14 protein-coding genes are annotated in these 14,953 nt (G+C 43.4%); 2 read left to right on the top strand and 12 right to left on the bottom strand.

Annotated features, from left to right (window positions below):
- Window positions 1-191: 191 nt before the first annotated feature.
- Entirely contained in the window at window positions 192-2,825 is a 2,634-nt protein-coding gene (locus ACJJIQ_RS20735; protein ID WP_444895561.1) for a TonB-dependent receptor, read from the top strand.
- A 452-nt stretch (window positions 2,826-3,277) separates the two neighbouring features.
- Here the strand turns inward: ACJJIQ_RS20735 and ACJJIQ_RS20730 are convergent, their stop codons facing one another.
- The 8 genes from ACJJIQ_RS20730 to ACJJIQ_RS20695 form a co-directional block, all read right to left on the bottom strand.
- Window positions 3,278-3,514 carry a hypothetical protein gene (locus ACJJIQ_RS20730; protein ID WP_444895563.1) on the bottom strand — a complete coding sequence of 79 codons (237 nt, stop codon included), beginning with the start codon at window positions 3,512-3,514 and terminating at the stop codon, window positions 3,278-3,280.
- 85 nt (window positions 3,515-3,599) lie between these two features.
- On the bottom strand, window positions 3,600-4,796 hold the full coding sequence (locus tag ACJJIQ_RS20725; protein ID WP_445362914.1) for a dipeptidase: 1,197 nt from the start codon (window positions 4,794-4,796) through the stop codon (window positions 3,600-3,602).
- Window positions 4,797-4,993: 197 nt separating this feature from the next.
- Window positions 4,994-5,785 (bottom strand): CPBP family intramembrane glutamic endopeptidase, encoded by a 792-nt coding sequence (locus ACJJIQ_RS20720; protein WP_445362913.1) that lies wholly within the window; start codon window positions 5,783-5,785, stop codon window positions 4,994-4,996.
- Between the two features lie 56 nt (window positions 5,786-5,841).
- Complete coding sequence (locus ACJJIQ_RS20715; RefSeq protein WP_445362912.1) at window positions 5,842-6,510, bottom strand: SCO family protein; 669 nt, start codon at window positions 6,508-6,510, stop codon at window positions 5,842-5,844.
- 7 nt (window positions 6,511-6,517) lie between these two features.
- Window positions 6,518-7,411, bottom strand: a complete 894-nt coding sequence (gene cyoE, locus ACJJIQ_RS20710; protein WP_444895567.1) for a heme o synthase — start codon at window positions 7,409-7,411, stop codon at window positions 6,518-6,520.
- Window positions 7,412-7,448: 37 nt separating this feature from the next.
- Window positions 7,449-8,540 (bottom strand): COX15/CtaA family protein, encoded by a 1,092-nt coding sequence (locus tag ACJJIQ_RS20705; RefSeq protein WP_445362911.1) that lies wholly within the window; start codon window positions 8,538-8,540, stop codon window positions 7,449-7,451.
- Between the two features lie 25 nt (window positions 8,541-8,565).
- A complete protein-coding gene (locus tag ACJJIQ_RS20700) occupies window positions 8,566-9,204 on the bottom strand; it encodes a redox-active disulfide-containing membrane protein (RefSeq protein WP_445362910.1) in 639 nt (212 codons plus the stop codon).
- Window positions 9,191-9,967, bottom strand: coding sequence for an SURF1 family protein (locus ACJJIQ_RS20695; protein ID WP_445362909.1), 777 nt, complete (start codon window positions 9,965-9,967; stop codon window positions 9,191-9,193). Before ACJJIQ_RS20695 ends, ACJJIQ_RS20700 begins: the two co-directional genes overlap by 14 nt.
- A 32-nt stretch (window positions 9,968-9,999) precedes the next feature.
- On the opposite strand from ACJJIQ_RS20695, the gene ACJJIQ_RS20690 reads away from it, so the two are divergent.
- Window positions 10,000-10,224, top strand: a complete 225-nt coding sequence (locus ACJJIQ_RS20690) for a DUF2909 domain-containing protein (protein WP_413663912.1) — start codon at window positions 10,000-10,002, stop codon at window positions 10,222-10,224.
- 45 nt (window positions 10,225-10,269) lie between these two features.
- On the opposite strand, the gene ACJJIQ_RS20685 is transcribed toward ACJJIQ_RS20690, so the two are convergent.
- Genes ACJJIQ_RS20685 through coxB form a run of 4 tightly spaced genes read right to left on the bottom strand, consistent with a single transcriptional unit; the run spans window position 10,270 to window position 14,458 of the window.
- The gene (locus ACJJIQ_RS20685; RefSeq protein WP_445362908.1) at window positions 10,270-11,160 is read right to left on the bottom strand and encodes a cytochrome c oxidase subunit 3; all 891 of its coding nucleotides are present in this window, start codon (window positions 11,158-11,160) and stop codon (window positions 10,270-10,272) included.
- Window positions 11,161-11,165: 5 nt separating this feature from the next.
- Window positions 11,166-11,738, bottom strand: a complete 573-nt coding sequence (locus tag ACJJIQ_RS20680; RefSeq protein WP_445362907.1) for a cytochrome c oxidase assembly protein — start codon at window positions 11,736-11,738, stop codon at window positions 11,166-11,168.
- Between the two features lie 3 nt (window positions 11,739-11,741).
- The gene (ctaD, locus tag ACJJIQ_RS20675) at window positions 11,742-13,292 is read right to left on the bottom strand and encodes a cytochrome c oxidase subunit I (protein ID WP_445362906.1); all 1,551 of its coding nucleotides are present in this window, start codon (window positions 13,290-13,292) and stop codon (window positions 11,742-11,744) included.
- A gap of 20 nt (window positions 13,293-13,312) precedes the next feature.
- A complete protein-coding gene (coxB, locus tag ACJJIQ_RS20670; RefSeq protein ID WP_445362905.1) occupies window positions 13,313-14,458 on the bottom strand; it encodes a cytochrome c oxidase subunit II in 1,146 nt (381 codons plus the stop codon).
- Window positions 14,459-14,953: the final 495 nt, after the last annotated feature.

The raw sequence follows: 14,953 nt of genomic DNA, 5'->3' as shown, positions 1-14,953 counted from the left end.
GATACCTACATTTGTCGCAAAATGTCGCTTAAATACACCTATTAATGGGATTTCTGTCACCGTTCATCGCAATAAGCTGATGGTTAGCCTCTAGCCAATTGTGTCAGTTTTCTGTCGTTGCTAGTGTTGCCCGACGACCAGCCGTATTAGGCCAGTCACGGATAATGACAAGAAAATGGACGCACAACGATATGGAAAAATTCACTCTCCGTCGCAATCTGTTGGCCTCTGCCATTTTGGCCGCGGCCGCTTCAACAACTCCACAGGCTCTCTTCGCTGCCGAGGAAGGTGCTATTGAAGAGATCACCGTTGTCGGCTCCCGCATTAGCCGCAACTCTGAATTTGAAAATGCTACCCCGATCCAGGTAATGGACCGCGAAAGCATCGAGAGATCCGGTTATACCAATCTGCAGCAGTTGTTTGAGAAAAATCCCGCCGCCGGTAACGGCACCTTCTCCACCCGCGGCAACAACCAGGATTCCACCGCCAACGGCGCAGCTGCGGTGAGTTTGCGCGGTATGGGTGCCGATGCCACGCTGGTATTGGTTAATGGCCGCCGTGTTGCTATCAGTTCCTTTGCCGAGGGGGTAACCACCAACTTCGTGGATATCAACAGTGTTCCGTTGGCCGCTGTTGAACGTGTGGAAGTTTTGAAGGATGGTGCCTCCGCCATTTACGGCTCTGATGCGGTAGCCGGTGTGGTCAACCTGGTACTGCGCAAAGATTTCGAAGGCACTGAAGTTTCTATGGACTACGGCAGTGCAGATGGCTATGACGAGCAGTCTTTCTCGGCTGTTTGGGGCATCAATGGGGAAAACTCCAATTTCACCGTTATTTTTGATCATCATAAAAATAGCCGCCTAGCAAGCACCGAACGTAGCGGCTTGGGTACGGCCAACCAGTCCGGTAATGGCGGCCTGGACCTTCGTTCAGGTCGTGGTTTTCCGGGAAGTTTCATCCTGCCAGGGGCCTCTAAAACAATTGAAGATCCTAACTGTCCAGAAGATCGCATAAAAGTAACCGATAATGGCAATGTATGTGTTTACGATTACGGTCCTTGGACACTACTTACTCCCGAAGCGGAACGTACCGGGTTAATTATGCTTGGTCATAAGCAGTTAAATGAGGACATAGAGTTTTTCAGTGAGATCGCTGTGCAACATAATACTTCTGTAGCCCAAGGTGCCCCAACACCCCTAGATGCTGATGCAGGGCTTTATGTACTGGCCGATCACCCCAACAATCCCTTTGGCGAAGATGTCGATATCGCCTTTTACCGCACTGTAGATGCTGGGGCACGCCAATGGGATATAGAAACCGACAACCTACGTGGTGTTTTCGGCCTGCGAGGTTCTATCGCCGATTGGGATTGGGAGACATCCATTCAACGCTCACGTAGCGAATCAGAACAAACCGGCAATAAATCCCAAGGTTGGGTACGCACCGACCTATTGCAAGAACAGATTAATGCTGGCAATTACAATCCCTTTGGCGGCGTACAAAATCCGGACTCTGTGATTGATGCCATCACCACCAATCTGGTCCGCCAGGGTAAGTCTGATCTAACAAGCTACAATTTCTCAATCAATGGTGATTTATTTGATACCTCCAATGGCACCATTGCTATGGCTGCTGGCTTGGAATACCGTGAGGAAAAAGCCTCCGATATCCCCGACGATCAATTCCAGCGTGGCCTCATTTTTGGTACTGAGTCTGTATCAGCCAGCGCCAGCCGTGATATCTCTTCGGCTTATGTCGAAGTAGCCATCCCTCTTCCCGCTAAGTTCGACCTCACATTGGCCGCTCGCTACGACGATTACAGCGATTTTGGCAGCACCACTAATCCCATGGCCAAGCTGTTGTGGACTGCCACTGAGCAACTATCCTTACGCGCCTCCTGGGGCACCGGTTTTCGTGCGCCATCATTGGCGCAAATAGGGCTTGGCGACTCACAAGAATCAAAATTTTTGACAGACTATTATGGCTGTGAAGCCAATGGCATAGATATTAAAGATTGCACTAAGCTCGATTACACAATTATTTACTCTCAAAACCCGGATTTAGAGGCAGAGGAATCTGAGTCCTTCAACGTAGGTGCCGTTTACGAGCCTATTGAGAACCTGCGTCTTTCCCTCGACTACTGGAATATCACCCAGGAAGGAAAGATCGATGACATTCCATATACCGGCATCTATAGTCTTCATTGTAACGATCAAGACAGCACCGTCTGCCGACGCAATGAACCACTTGCAGGCCAATCTTTAGGACAGCTGCAATCCCTGCTTAGTAGCTACACCAATATTGGCGAACAAGACGTGTCTGGTGTCGACCTTAGCGCTGTATACAGTGGGTTGGAACTAGCCAGTGGAGAGTTAAACCTACGTTTGGATTATTCCTATTTAACTGAGTTTGAGCGTGTGGAACTCAACTTAAACGGTGATGCACTTATGACCCATGATTTAGCAGGGAAATACGAGTATCCACAGCACCGTTGGAATGCCACAGCTGATTGGAACTTTGATACCTTCGGTATAAGTGCCTTGCTCAGCTATATCGGTGAATTTGAGGATACCCCAAATATCTATGGAAACCTCGATTATGGTGATAATGCTTATCGCACAGTGGATTCATTCCTCACTTTAGGTATACAGGCTCGATATACCGGCTTTGAAAATATGGTTTTAAGTCTCGGCGCCGACAATGTCTTCGACGAAGAGCCACCTTTCGCTGTCGGTGACCAGGATGGAGACCTTTATGGTTATGTTCAGTCACAACACGACCCTCGTGGTCGCTTTATCTATGGCAAGATGACTTATAGCTTCTAATCACTATAAGTAGATCAGCACATAAAAAAGGGGAAGCGGTAAGCTTCCCCTTTTCAATTTTCGCCGCTTTGCTTTTTCAGCCGCTATTTATTTGTTCTCTATATTCTGTCTAGCCTTCTTTGCAGCAGCCTCTAGGGAAATTCTCTGTTTAGCCAATTCCAGTCCCGCTTTACGAAACTCATGGATACCCAGCATAATACCGATCAATTCAAACAGTGAGACTGCTATCCCAATAAAAAGCAAGTAAGACTCTGGCACAGTTAGTTCCTGCGGGCCAATAGAGCCGTCACTTTGAAATAGATACCCAAAGTGAGCACGGTTGGAACCCAAAGGGCGGTAAATATGCCCTGCTCCTTATAGCCGCTAAACCATAAACCGGCGGATAATACCAGTGAAACTAAAACTGCCAACAAGATAAAGAAATCTGACGCCTTCAACACCTAGCAAGCCCTCTAATCTTCATCGAACTCCCAAAATCCTATTGCAGCCATCAGTAATCCAAGCACGGTGAGGGCCGCAGGAATTCGCAATCCCAATACGCCAAAAATATCTAACATTGAGGGAATAAAGGGAATAAAACCCAAAATTCCCCACAGAAAGAATACACCGGCAATCGACAACCCAGTCCAACCCACCATCAATCGTACTTTCTTAGATCGAAAATAACCGGCCAAAAGCATTTTCTGCATTAATAATACAAAACAAACGGGCTTTGCCCGTTTGAACATTATTGACAGAATAGTGCAGCCTCAGCTGGTTAGAGGAGTGTGAGTCTCATCCTTTATTGCGCTTGGCGTAATCTTCATTAGCTTGCCAAACTCTAACTAAATTTCCGCCTAGAATTTTTTTAATGTCCTGCTTGCTATACCCACGCTTTAGCAGGCCTTCAACCAAATTAGGATATTGAGAGACGTCTTTTAAGCCGACGGGCAAGCTATCTCCGACACCGTCAAAATCCGATCCAATGCCTATATGATCCACTCCCACTAAATCACGAATATGGTCGAAATGATCAAGAACATCTTCCAAATCTGCATAAATGAACTTCTCAGTTGAAAGCTTATCGGAGTACTCCTCAACTTCTTTACTATCTTTGGATAGACCCTTTTCTTTAGCAAATTTCTCAACCTGATCAGTTATTTCACGATATGAATTCAGTGAATCACCACTAATAAAAGTAGAGCCAAAATTCACCATGATGATACCGCCGTTGTCAGCCAACGCCTTTATCATTTCATCATTCATATTTCGTTCAAATCCCGGCGTAAAATGCCTTGCCGAAGAGTGTGAAGCGATAACAGGAACAGCGGATAAATCAACAACTTGCCAAAAAGCTGCATCTGATACGTGGGAAATATCGATCATTACTCCCATCCGATTCATCTCTCGTACCAAGCGCTTTCCGAATGCACTCAAGCCTTCCCAGGGCCTGTTTTTATCATACGAGGAATCAGAGATATGATTGCTCTTTGAGTGGGCTAAGGTAATGTACTTCACCCCTCTATCAGAGAAATACTTTAAATTGGCAAGGTCTCCCTCAATAGGAGCCCCATTCTCTATACCCAAAGGTAAGGAAATTAAGCCGGCATCGACTTGCTTTTGTAGATCATTTATTGACTTAGGTATTGCAAACTTATCCGGGTGCTGTTTGACCATTGCCTCCACTTTATCAATCAAAGTATCTGCATACGATTTGGCAATACCCTCGTCCTCCTTTTCTGCAGGGACATAAATAGACATAAAGGGGGCATTTAGTCCACCATCTTTAGCTCGAGGGTAATCAAAGTCTCCCTTATCCGTGCTAAGTCCAACATCTTCTTCAGCTTGTTCGAGACGATAGGGAACATCTACATGTCCATCAACAATCAAATACTCTTGAACCAGCTCTTGAGCTAGATCTTTATCTTCACCTGCAAATACAGGGTTGCAAGTTAGTGCACATAATGTCCCAACTAAAAAATAATTTTTCAAATGACAATCTCCCTATTTGTATGAATATATCTAGAAAATTTACCGTAGATGATGCTCATCTAGAATCACATTTCTTAAATACATTACTTTGATTTGTTAATCTACAAAGATTAAATCGTTGTCTTTCTTATAACTGCAGATTGGCTGAATATTAGGGGTAACAATAAAACAATGATCCAAAGCAGATGATATATGGCCTAGCCGGGTAACGGGTAAGGCAACAAGAGCATATGCAAAAGATTTACCCCCCAATGCGTCATTACGCATATCCAAAAATTCTGCCGCAATGTCCAAATCAATGCATAACAGATTGAGGCAACTATCAATAATAGAACTGCGGAGATATCTGTTGACCATCCTCCATGTAGAAGCACAAACACCGTAGCTACAACTGGTACGGATAACCAGCGCCAGCGCCCTAATAGTTCTTCGGTACCCCGCTGTAATATCCACCGGAAGAACCCCTCTTCAGAAATGCAAACAATTACCAAGTTTATCATTACCGCAACCGCGATAGTGCCAGTAAATTTTATCGAAGGCGTATACAGGAGTAGACCCAATGCAACGGGGGTAAATATAGCCAATAAAAGATAGGGTAAGTCCGTAACACGGAAAGTCTGCTTCATGCGCAACATAAAAGCCAATAAGGCAATAGCAATAACTGCTTTACCGCTGTTTATACTGGCATAGATAAGATTACCACTTGCATCTGTATAGGGAGGCAATACCTGGATATGTTCACTACCGGGAAGCAAATTTAACCCCGATACCAGCATTAAAACTGCTACAGAAAGAAAAGACAGCGCTCTCGGCCAACCGCTAGTAGACTCTATTGCTCGCAGGAAAATCCAGATTAAAGGAGCTATAAGCCCACTCCAGCCAAAAGGAATTATACAAAGTGATAGCAAGATAGGTGCAGCCCAAGGACTCACCATACCAGATGGTGTCTGATCTCCTCTTCTCCTTAAGGCAGCAACTTCATTTTGCATCGATTGACCCAGAATTAATATATTATTTGATAACAATAACTCATGCGATTCCTTCACTATCCATTAAAGGTCGCTCGTATTGAACGATAGGTCAACTTCATTTTTGCAGGATCTAAAGGTGCCTTAAAAAAAGCGTGATAATGCCCTCTAGGATTAATTAATACAACTTGAGACCCATGATCGATAGTATAACCGCCCTCAGCAAGAGAAACTTTATTAAAAGGTACATTTAGCTGAGTGGCAAATTTCTTCAGCTTAAAAAAATCACCGGTAATACCACGGAATTCAGAATTAAAATAACGGACATACTGCCCTAACTGCTCCGGCTTGTCCCTGCTTGGGTCAACCGATACGAGTACTACGTCTGTAGATGCTCTGGTACTTTCGTCTAAAGTTTTATAAAAATTATTAAGTGTAGATAGAGTTGTTGGACAGATATCTGGACAGTGGGTAAACCCAAAAAATACCAAAGTCCACTTACCTTGAAAGTCTTTGGTATAGAAATATCTACTGTCATCAGACAATAATTGTATATCTTCTATGATTCTTGGTCTCTGCAGTTTTACAGTGCCGTTAATTCTAAGTTCCTCATCAGTAATAATACGAGGCTGTCCGAGCTTATGTATAAATCCTGCAAGCACAGCAAGAATCAATACTAAAAGAACAATAACCGTAATTCTAATTCCACGTTTCTGTTTATCGATGGCAGAATATTTATTTTCCACTTTTCCCTCACACCTCAATTAAATAATGATCTAATAGCATGATAAAAAATAGTGCCATTAAATAAATTATTGAATATTTGAAAGTCTCCATACCAGCATTGGGGGTTTTTCCAATGAGCATTACAAAGCTCCAATAAACAAAACCAAATCCAAGTACGACAGCTCCCAGCAAATATAACCACCCAAACATCGCGGTGGCAAAGGGCAATAGGCTAACGGCCAGTAAAATAAAGGTATACAAAACTATATTTAGGTTTGTATAGGGTATTCCATGTGTAACCGGCAACATGGGAACATCAGCTTTTGCATACTCTTCTTTTCTATGTACGGCAAGGGCCCAAAAGTGTGGAGGAGTCCAAGCAAAAATAATCAATACTAACAACAATGCATGTCCATGCACTTCCCCAGTAACCGCAGTCCATCCCAGTAGGGGCGGAGCGGCTCCTGCAAGCCCGCCAATAACAATGTTTTGTGGTGTGGCGCGTTTCAGGAACATGGTGTAAATCACCGCATATCCGAGAAGAGATATTAAGGTTAGCCAAGCGGTAAGGGCATTTACAAAAATCAACAGGATAAACATTCCTGTCACACCCAAGATAAGAGCAAAAGCAACCGCTTTAACTGGCTCAACTCGTCCTTTCGCAATCGGGCGATTACTGGTACGAGCCATTTTTGTATCAATATGACGATCAACTAAATGATTTACTGCCGCAGCACTACCCGCACAAAATGCAATTCCCAAATTACCAAATACTAAAATATCTAGCGGCACCATTCCTGGAACAGCTAAAAACATTCCAATAACAGAAGTTAACAGCATAAGCATAACTACTCGAGGCTTAGTAAGCTCATAGTAGTCCCGCCATTGAATTTGATGTATTCCCGTGGAGTTTATGGCCATATTCTCACCTATTTTTATATTTATATACGCTTAGTATCTAATTAAGATTGGATACGGTAGTTAAACCTTCTCCCCGCTCTATTACTTCCACATCGACTACCTCTTGTTTACTTATAATGACGGCATTCATTGTGTATATTCGATAACAAAAAGTTAGCAAACTAAGAAGTAAAAGAGCTGCACTAGCATTGTGTGCCACAGCAATCCCTAATGGTAGAGACATAACAACATTTGCTATTCCCAAGCTGACTTGAAGAAGTAGTACTCCGGTAAGCCATAATGACCAACTTCTAAATCCATATCTCCAAGCTAAAACTGAAAGAATAAGTACAATTGCTGTTGTAATCAGTGCTCCAATACGATGGGCAAGATGTATGGCTGTACGTGCATCATTCTCTAATGCACCACCTAAATAATTTGGGCCAATTTGTTGAAAAATATTAAAGCCTTCCACAAAGTTTGCCTGTGGCCACCATTGGTTATGACAAGTTGGAAAATCTGGACAGGCTAAAGCTGCGTAATTAGAGCTGGTCCAACCGCCGAGTCCAATCTGTAGAATTACTATTGCAACTGCAGTCAGAGCAAGTAGCCGTAATCGCCTTATTCCTGGTAAATACCTCCCATGTAATTGTCTAGGTTTATCAGCCAACCTTTCACAGAGAATCCACAACATAGATAATGTTGCCATTCCACCTAATAGATGAGCAGTAACTACCTGCGGCCAAAGCTTCAAGGTTACCGTCCACATCCCAAAAGCAGCTTGCAGTATAATAATAATTAAAAGAATATGTGTTTGCTTAAAGGTTGGAGCTTGTCGATCTCTCCAAGCAAGATAAGTGAGTAATACAACGAATAAAAGTAAAGTTCCCGCAAAGTATCGATGGACCATTTCCGGCCAAGTTTTACTAACATCTACCGGAGAGTCCGGAAAAATCATATTGGCCGTTTTAATTTCTTTTATATCGTTCGGCCAGGTGAAATGGCCATAACAACCAGGCCAGTCTGGACATCCCAAACCGGCATCCACCAGTCTAGTAAATGCACCTAGAACAACAACTACGACAGCTAGTATACAGGCCGCCCAGGTAATGATATGTCGCCAATTCTTAGGGGTTTCTTGTTTAGACATTACTGAAAATCTCCGAATACTAATCTTATTGCTCGTAGGAGTACTTCAATAATCTTTTAATATCTTTAAGTAATTGGTTTCCGCTATGATGCCGATCATAGGCCATCATTGCATAACCCTCCTGATCAACCAGCAACGCCTTGGTTGAAGTCACACTGTCATGATTAGTTTTCTGTACCAATTGATTAAAGTTTTCATCATCCAAATTAACTATTTTTAGTTTTGGATGCTCAATTTGTATTTGTTCTTGTCGTTTTTCATCCAAACTATCACCAACCACGAGTAGCCTCTCAACCCTATGAGCTTTTTCCCCCAGCCGAATATGAACCTGCCTACTTATATACAAAAGATCTTCACAATCTTTACCACAATCACTGTCACTTAATATTAGATAGCGCCATTTTGATTCTCCCTCTTGTGCCAGGGACTGCTGTTGTCCTTGAAAGGTGATTTTTATTTCAGTGATATCAAATGGGGGCTGTAATAATTCACCTTGATTAATCGTCTCTTTAGGCATGCCTAAGCCCGTATAGTAAACGATATAGGCAGCCGTAATTGGGAGTACGACGGATGCTAGCACTGAGAGTCCTTGAATGAGCTTATTCCCTGGCTTCCTTTTACTCAGATCTCTTTTAGGTGAAACTGGCTGACTATTTGATTTCATTTTGAAACTCCTTTTTCAAACTTCTACTCAACCTACGACGTAATCTAAAAACAATATTTGTGGCTGAATAACCCCATAAAAGCCAGACGGCTATTGCCATCGTGAACCACTGGAAAGCATACGCTTGGTGTTTTTCTGGGCCACTATTGAACAAATTCCAATCAGTAATTAAAGCTGCACCTGAATCCGCAAACAAACGGATCGACCATCTATTGTTGACTAAACCGATAGCCTCAATGAAATTTGAATTTATTTGTTGAATTCTATTTTTAAAAACCGGGTCTATACTAACATTCGAGTAGGATTCAGTATCGATAGGGTATAAGTAGCCCTGAAGTGATTTCACATCAAGTAAAGCTGTTACTTCAGGTAAGCTATCTCGGTCGCCAGCAGAGGGAATCCAACCTCTATTGACAAGCCAATCAGTATTTTCTGTTGAAAATACTTGTAGTACTTCATAGCCCACACGACCGTTTCTGGTCCGGTTATCCAGAAAATATATTTCCTTCTGAAAAACTCCCTCTAAAGTTACAGACGCATACTCTTGATAAGAACTTAGATTTGAAATTTCCTGCGGTTGCAGAGAGAGCCTACTCTCTACCTTTTGCATAAGTTCGATTTTCTGCTTTGCCCTATCAAGCTGCCACAATCCCAGAAAAATAAAAAGGATGAATGCACCCAGAGAAAATATCGTGATGGGCCAATTGCGAATCAGTGGTAAACTGATATCTTTCGCAGAAGCTGATGGAATATCTACTATCATGCGCAACTACATAAATAATGGAAAATAATAAAATGTGGCTGAAGATTGTTATTGTTGTCCTATTCCTTTCCGTACTTGCCAGTCTTTCAAGTGCACTTTTTTTTCTACTTAGAGATATGGGAACACCTCAATCCAAGCGCACACTCTACGCATTAGGTATTAGAATACTCCTAGCGTCACTCTTACTTCTTGCCATTTGGTACGGCTTTGAAAGTGGCATTTTGGCAAAAACGGCACCTTGGGCTGATAAATATTAAGAAAACAAAGGCTTTCTATTAATACGATAGAAAGCCTTGCTCACATTAAGCACCTAGAACATATACAAATATAAACAGCCCGACCCAAACTACATCGACAAAATGCCAATACCAACTTGCTGCTTCAAAGCCAAAGTGATCATCAGGTCTAAAATGATTGGCTATCACAGACCTTAACAACATGATCAACAACATAATTGTACCGAGTGTGACATGGGCACCATGAAATCCGGTCAGCATAAAGAATGTTGTACCATAGATTCCTGACTCAAGTGTTAACCCCAAGTGTTGATAGGCTTCGTAGTATTCTTTACCTTGTAGAAAAATAAACGCCCCACCCAATGCCACAGTGATTGCCAGTAATATATTGAAATTTTTTCTTTGATTCTTTTTCAGGAAAACATGTGCGAAGTGTACAGTTACACTGGAGGTGAGAAGTATGATGGTGTTCCATAGTGGCAAGTGCCATGGGTCTATCACATCTTTAGGCCCCATAAATTTTGCCGTTTCTCCGTTTGCTGCGACGTCAGGAGTCACATATAGAGGCCAGCTACTTTCGAATCCCTCCCAAAGCATATTGGAAATTCCACGATCACCTTCACCACCTAGCCAGGGAACTGTAAAATTGCGTATGTAATAAAGTGCTCCAAAGAATGCAGCAAAAAACATCACCTCAGAAAATATAAACCAGCCCATCCCCCAAACATATGATCTCTTTAACTGTTCACTGTTGAGCCCTGCCATATTCTCCTTGATTACGGCAGCAAACCAAAACCACAAAACTGCGGCCATCGCTAACGCACCGGTGAAGAAAATATAAGAGCTTCCTCCATTAATCCAATTTGCTGCGCCGAACGCTATTAGGAATAGACCTATCGTTGCAAAAATTGGCAGCCTGGATTGTTCGGGCACGTAATAACTGCTTTCACTAGCCATAATTTTTATCCCTCTCGCTCGGGGTCGATATCATTCTTATCGGTTTTATTGGCAAACCTTTCCGTTACATCAAACAACGTATAGGAAAGCGTTACAGTATTAACACTTGCGGGAAGATCTGGATCCACAATAAAACGTAGTGGTAATTCTGCAGTCTCTCCCGCTTTTAATTCTTGCTGGTTGAAGCAAAAACACTCTGTTTTATGAAAGTACTCAGCAGCTTTGAAAGGAACCATACTGGGAATTGCCTGACCAACCATATCCCTAGATGTCTTATTTTCTGCAATAAAAACAGTATCTTTAATTTCTCCAGGGTGTACTTTCAAAGACATCACACTCGGGCGAAACTCCCATGGCATATTTTCATTATTGTTTGCCACAAATTGCACTGTGACCAGCCTATTTTTATCAACCTCAGCTGGCACAGCTTCATAACGACCACCGGTTTTACCATTGAGTCCTGTGATTTCACAGAAGACATCGTAGATAGGCGGCATAATGAAAATTGCAAATACCAGCATGCTGGTCGCCACGGCCAGCAGCTTGATAGTTACCTTTGCATTTGCTCCAACTTTCATAGGTCAACGTACAACCGGTGGCGTACTAAACGTGTGATATGGGGCAGGGGAAGCAACCGTCCATTCCAGTCCCTCAGGATCATCCCAAACCTGATCGGATGCTTTTTTCCCGCCCATTACAGTTCGTACCACATTAAACAAAAATACTATTTGTGCAGCGCCAAACAGGAAGGCACCGATACTGGATATTTGATTGAAATCCGCAAATTGCAGTGCGTAATCAGGTATCCGACGTGGCATGCCGGCCAGGCCAACAAAGTGCATTGGGAAGAAAGTTACATTGAGACCAATAAATGCCAGCCAGAAATGTACCTTGCCCATGACTTCGCTATACATATGGCCAGTCCATTTGGGCAACCAATAGTAAACACCAGCAGTAATTGAGAAGATTGCACCAGGAACCAGCACATAGTGGAAATGGGCAACCACAAAGTACGTATCATGATATTGGAAGTCTGCAGGCGCGATCGCTAGCATCAGACCAGAGAATCCACCGATGGCGAAAAGAATGATGAATGCAATTGCAAAAAGCATCGGGGTTTCAAACGTCATGGATCCCCGGAACATAGTGGAAACCCAGTTAAAGATTTTCACTCCTGTAGGTACAGCGATCAGCATTGTGGCATACATAAAGAACAGCTCACCAGCAATCGGCATTCCCACGGTAAACATATGGTGCGCCCATACGATAAAGCTCAGGAATGCAATTGCTGCGGTGGCATATACCATGGAGCTGTATCCAAAAAGAGGCTTACGAGCGAAAGTGGGAATAATCGCAGAGATAATGCCAAAGGCCGGCAAAATCATGATGTAGACTTCCGGGTGTCCAAAGAACCAGAACACATGCTGGAATAAAACCGGATCACCGCCACCGGCCGCACTGAAGAAACTTGTGCCAAAATGAATGTCCATCAACATCATAGTCACTACTCCGGCTAACACCGGCATTACAGCAATCAAAAGGTAAGCAGTGATCAGCCAGGTCCATACAAACAACGGCATTTTCATCAAGGTCATACCAGGAGCACGCATATTCAAAATGGTAGCGATAATGTTGATCGCACCCATGATGGACGAGGCACCCATAATATGAATGGCAAAAATGAAGAAGGTTACGCTGGGTGGCGCATATTCCGTTGAAAGTGGCGCATAAAATGTCCACCCGAAATTTGGCGCTCCCCCTTCCATAAATAAGGTTGATGCCAACATTGCGAAAGCAAAGGGCAAAATCCAAAAACTCCAGTTATTCATTCTTGGTAATGCCATATCTGGCGCACCAATCATCATTGGTATCATCCAGTTAGCCAATCCCACAAAAGCCGGCATAACTGCACCAAATACCATGATCAGACCATGCATAGTGGTCATTTGATTGAAAAATTCCGGCTGTACAATTTGCAAACCGGGCTCGAATAATTCAGCGCGTATAACCAATGCCATACATCCGCCGAGCAGGAACATCGCAAAACTAAACCACAAATACATAGAGCCTATATCTTTGTGGTTGGTCGTATAGAGCCAACGCTTTATACCGGGCTGAGGAGCATGTGCCATTCTTAAATTCCTCCGGGCGTTTACTGCTTATTCTTAAAGTTGAGGATATCTACGGGTTGGACCGTATCACCCATCTCGTTGCCGAAAGCGTTTCGCTGGTAAGTAATTACCGCAGCCAGATCCACTTCTGATAGCTGCTCACCAAAAGCCTGCATTGCGGGGTTTACCGTAGAACCATCGATAACGATATCTAAGTGGCCATTGAGGGGACCGGTAGCAATTTTTGAGCCAGCAATTGCCGGGAATACTCCGGGTACTCCCTGCCCGTTCGGCTGGTGGCAGGCGGCACATGTGCGTGTATAGACTTTTTCACCCTGAGCAAAAAGCTCTTCGAAGGTAAATGTCTTCGCTGTAAGTTCACGCATTTTTATGGCTTCTGCTGCACGAGAACTCAACCAGTCATCGTATTCAGCCTGTGGTACTGCTTTCACAACAATAGGCATAAATCCATGGTCTTTTCCGCACAATTCAGCACACTGTCCGCGATATATTCCCGGCTCCTCAATACGCGTCCAGGCATCATTGATAAAACCGGGGATAGCATCTTTTTTAACGGCTAGATCTGGGACCCACCACGCATGTATTACATCATTGGCAGTAATCAGGAAGCGGATTTTTTTCTTGATAGGAACAACCAGCGGCTCATCGACTTCTAGGAGGTAGTTAGCACCCTTAGGCTGGAGGTTATCAATTTGAGCTTTGGGAGTGGACAAGCTGGAAAAGAATGAAACATCAGTGCCCCGATATTCATATTTCCACTTCCACTGATAACCGGTGATTACGATATTGAGATCTTCTTCCTCAGTATCGTAAATATCATAGAGCGTTTTGGTGGCCGGAATCGCCATCAGAATCAGGATGACGGTGGGAATAATAGTCCACACCAACTCCACAACCGTGCTCTCATGAAATTGGGCCGCTTGGTATCCCTTACTTTTGCGGTGCCGCCACATGCTGTAGAACATGATGCTGAACACCAATGCCCCTATAGCCACACAAATCCAAAAGATCAGCATGTGTAGCTCGTAGGTGGTCTGGGCGACTTCTGTCACCCCCTGGGGCATATTAACCCCCCAGCGCTCAACGTCCTGCTCATTCGCTAACACCGCTTGTGCAGATAGCGAAGTAGCCAGCAAGGCGAACAGCCGATCAAAGCCTTTCAACATCGCCTACAGATCTCCGTGGTTGCGGGTCTCTCAGGGAAACCCGTAATTTTTATTTTGGCCACTGGCCTTCACGGATAAGCGAATTTTACCTGTATCAACTGCCTAACAGGATTAATTCCACACAAAATTTGTGGACATACTGTAGTAACACAAGACTACATACACTGGGCGAGGAGACCACCTCGCGTTACTGCCGTCAGTGCAACTTGTTATTCTTAGTAAAAGATTTTTTACTCCAGATGCCGTCGTCCGGAAAGGTACAACCAACAACCAGTTTCTTTATTTGTCGCAACTACTGCAGGTACAAAAGGAACACATCGACAAGAAAAAGTCAATCGGGATCATTTTTGAATAACGTTGTCGCTTTGTGAAAAAATTCGGTGATTAACAAATAAATTTAACCACTTCGATAGGATACTTTTCCACAAGTAGAAAAAAGTCGCTCCAAATAGAGACATGGCAATTTATTTGGTGAAAGATGACAACTAATCAAGC

The organism is Microbulbifer maximicatervae (SeqCode) (genome assembly GCF_052468295.1).
Note: the sequence above shows the minus strand (reverse complement) of the source record. Positions and strands in the feature narration are given on the sequence as shown.

What these genes read in the sequence shown, in the direction of transcription:
- ACJJIQ_RS20680 (WP_445362907.1), bottom strand. Translation starts at nt 11,738, where the DNA reads ATGAAAGTTGGAGCAAATGCAAAGGTAACTATCAAGCTGCTGGCCGTG.
- ACJJIQ_RS20695 (WP_445362909.1), bottom strand. Translation starts at nt 9,967, where the DNA reads ATGATAGTAGATATTCCATCAGCTTCTGCGAAAGATATCAGTTTACCA.
- ACJJIQ_RS20735 (WP_444895561.1), top strand. Translation starts at nt 192, where the DNA reads ATGGAAAAATTCACTCTCCGTCGCAATCTGTTGGCCTCTGCCATTTTG.
- ACJJIQ_RS20690 (WP_413663912.1), top strand. Translation starts at nt 10,000, where the DNA reads ATGTGGCTGAAGATTGTTATTGTTGTCCTATTCCTTTCCGTACTTGCC.
- ACJJIQ_RS20720 (WP_445362913.1), bottom strand. Translation starts at nt 5,785, where the DNA reads ATGCAAAATGAAGTTGCTGCCTTAAGGAGAAGAGGAGATCAGACACCA.
- ACJJIQ_RS20700 (WP_445362910.1), bottom strand. Translation starts at nt 9,204, where the DNA reads ATGAAATCAAATAGTCAGCCAGTTTCACCTAAAAGAGATCTGAGTAAA.
- ctaD (WP_445362906.1), bottom strand. Translation starts at nt 13,292, where the DNA reads ATGGCACATGCTCCTCAGCCCGGTATAAAGCGTTGGCTCTATACGACC.
- ACJJIQ_RS20705 (WP_445362911.1), bottom strand. Translation starts at nt 8,540, where the DNA reads ATGTCTAAACAAGAAACCCCTAAGAATTGGCGACATATCATTACCTGG.
- coxB (WP_445362905.1), bottom strand. Translation starts at nt 14,458, where the DNA reads ATGTTGAAAGGCTTTGATCGGCTGTTCGCCTTGCTGGCTACTTCGCTA.
- ACJJIQ_RS20685 (WP_445362908.1), bottom strand. Translation starts at nt 11,160, where the DNA reads ATGGCTAGTGAAAGCAGTTATTACGTGCCCGAACAATCCAGGCTGCCA.
- cyoE (WP_444895567.1), bottom strand. Translation starts at nt 7,411, where the DNA reads ATGGCCATAAACTCCACGGGAATACATCAAATTCAATGGCGGGACTAC.
- ACJJIQ_RS20730 (WP_444895563.1), bottom strand. Translation starts at nt 3,514, where the DNA reads ATGCAGAAAATGCTTTTGGCCGGTTATTTTCGATCTAAGAAAGTACGA.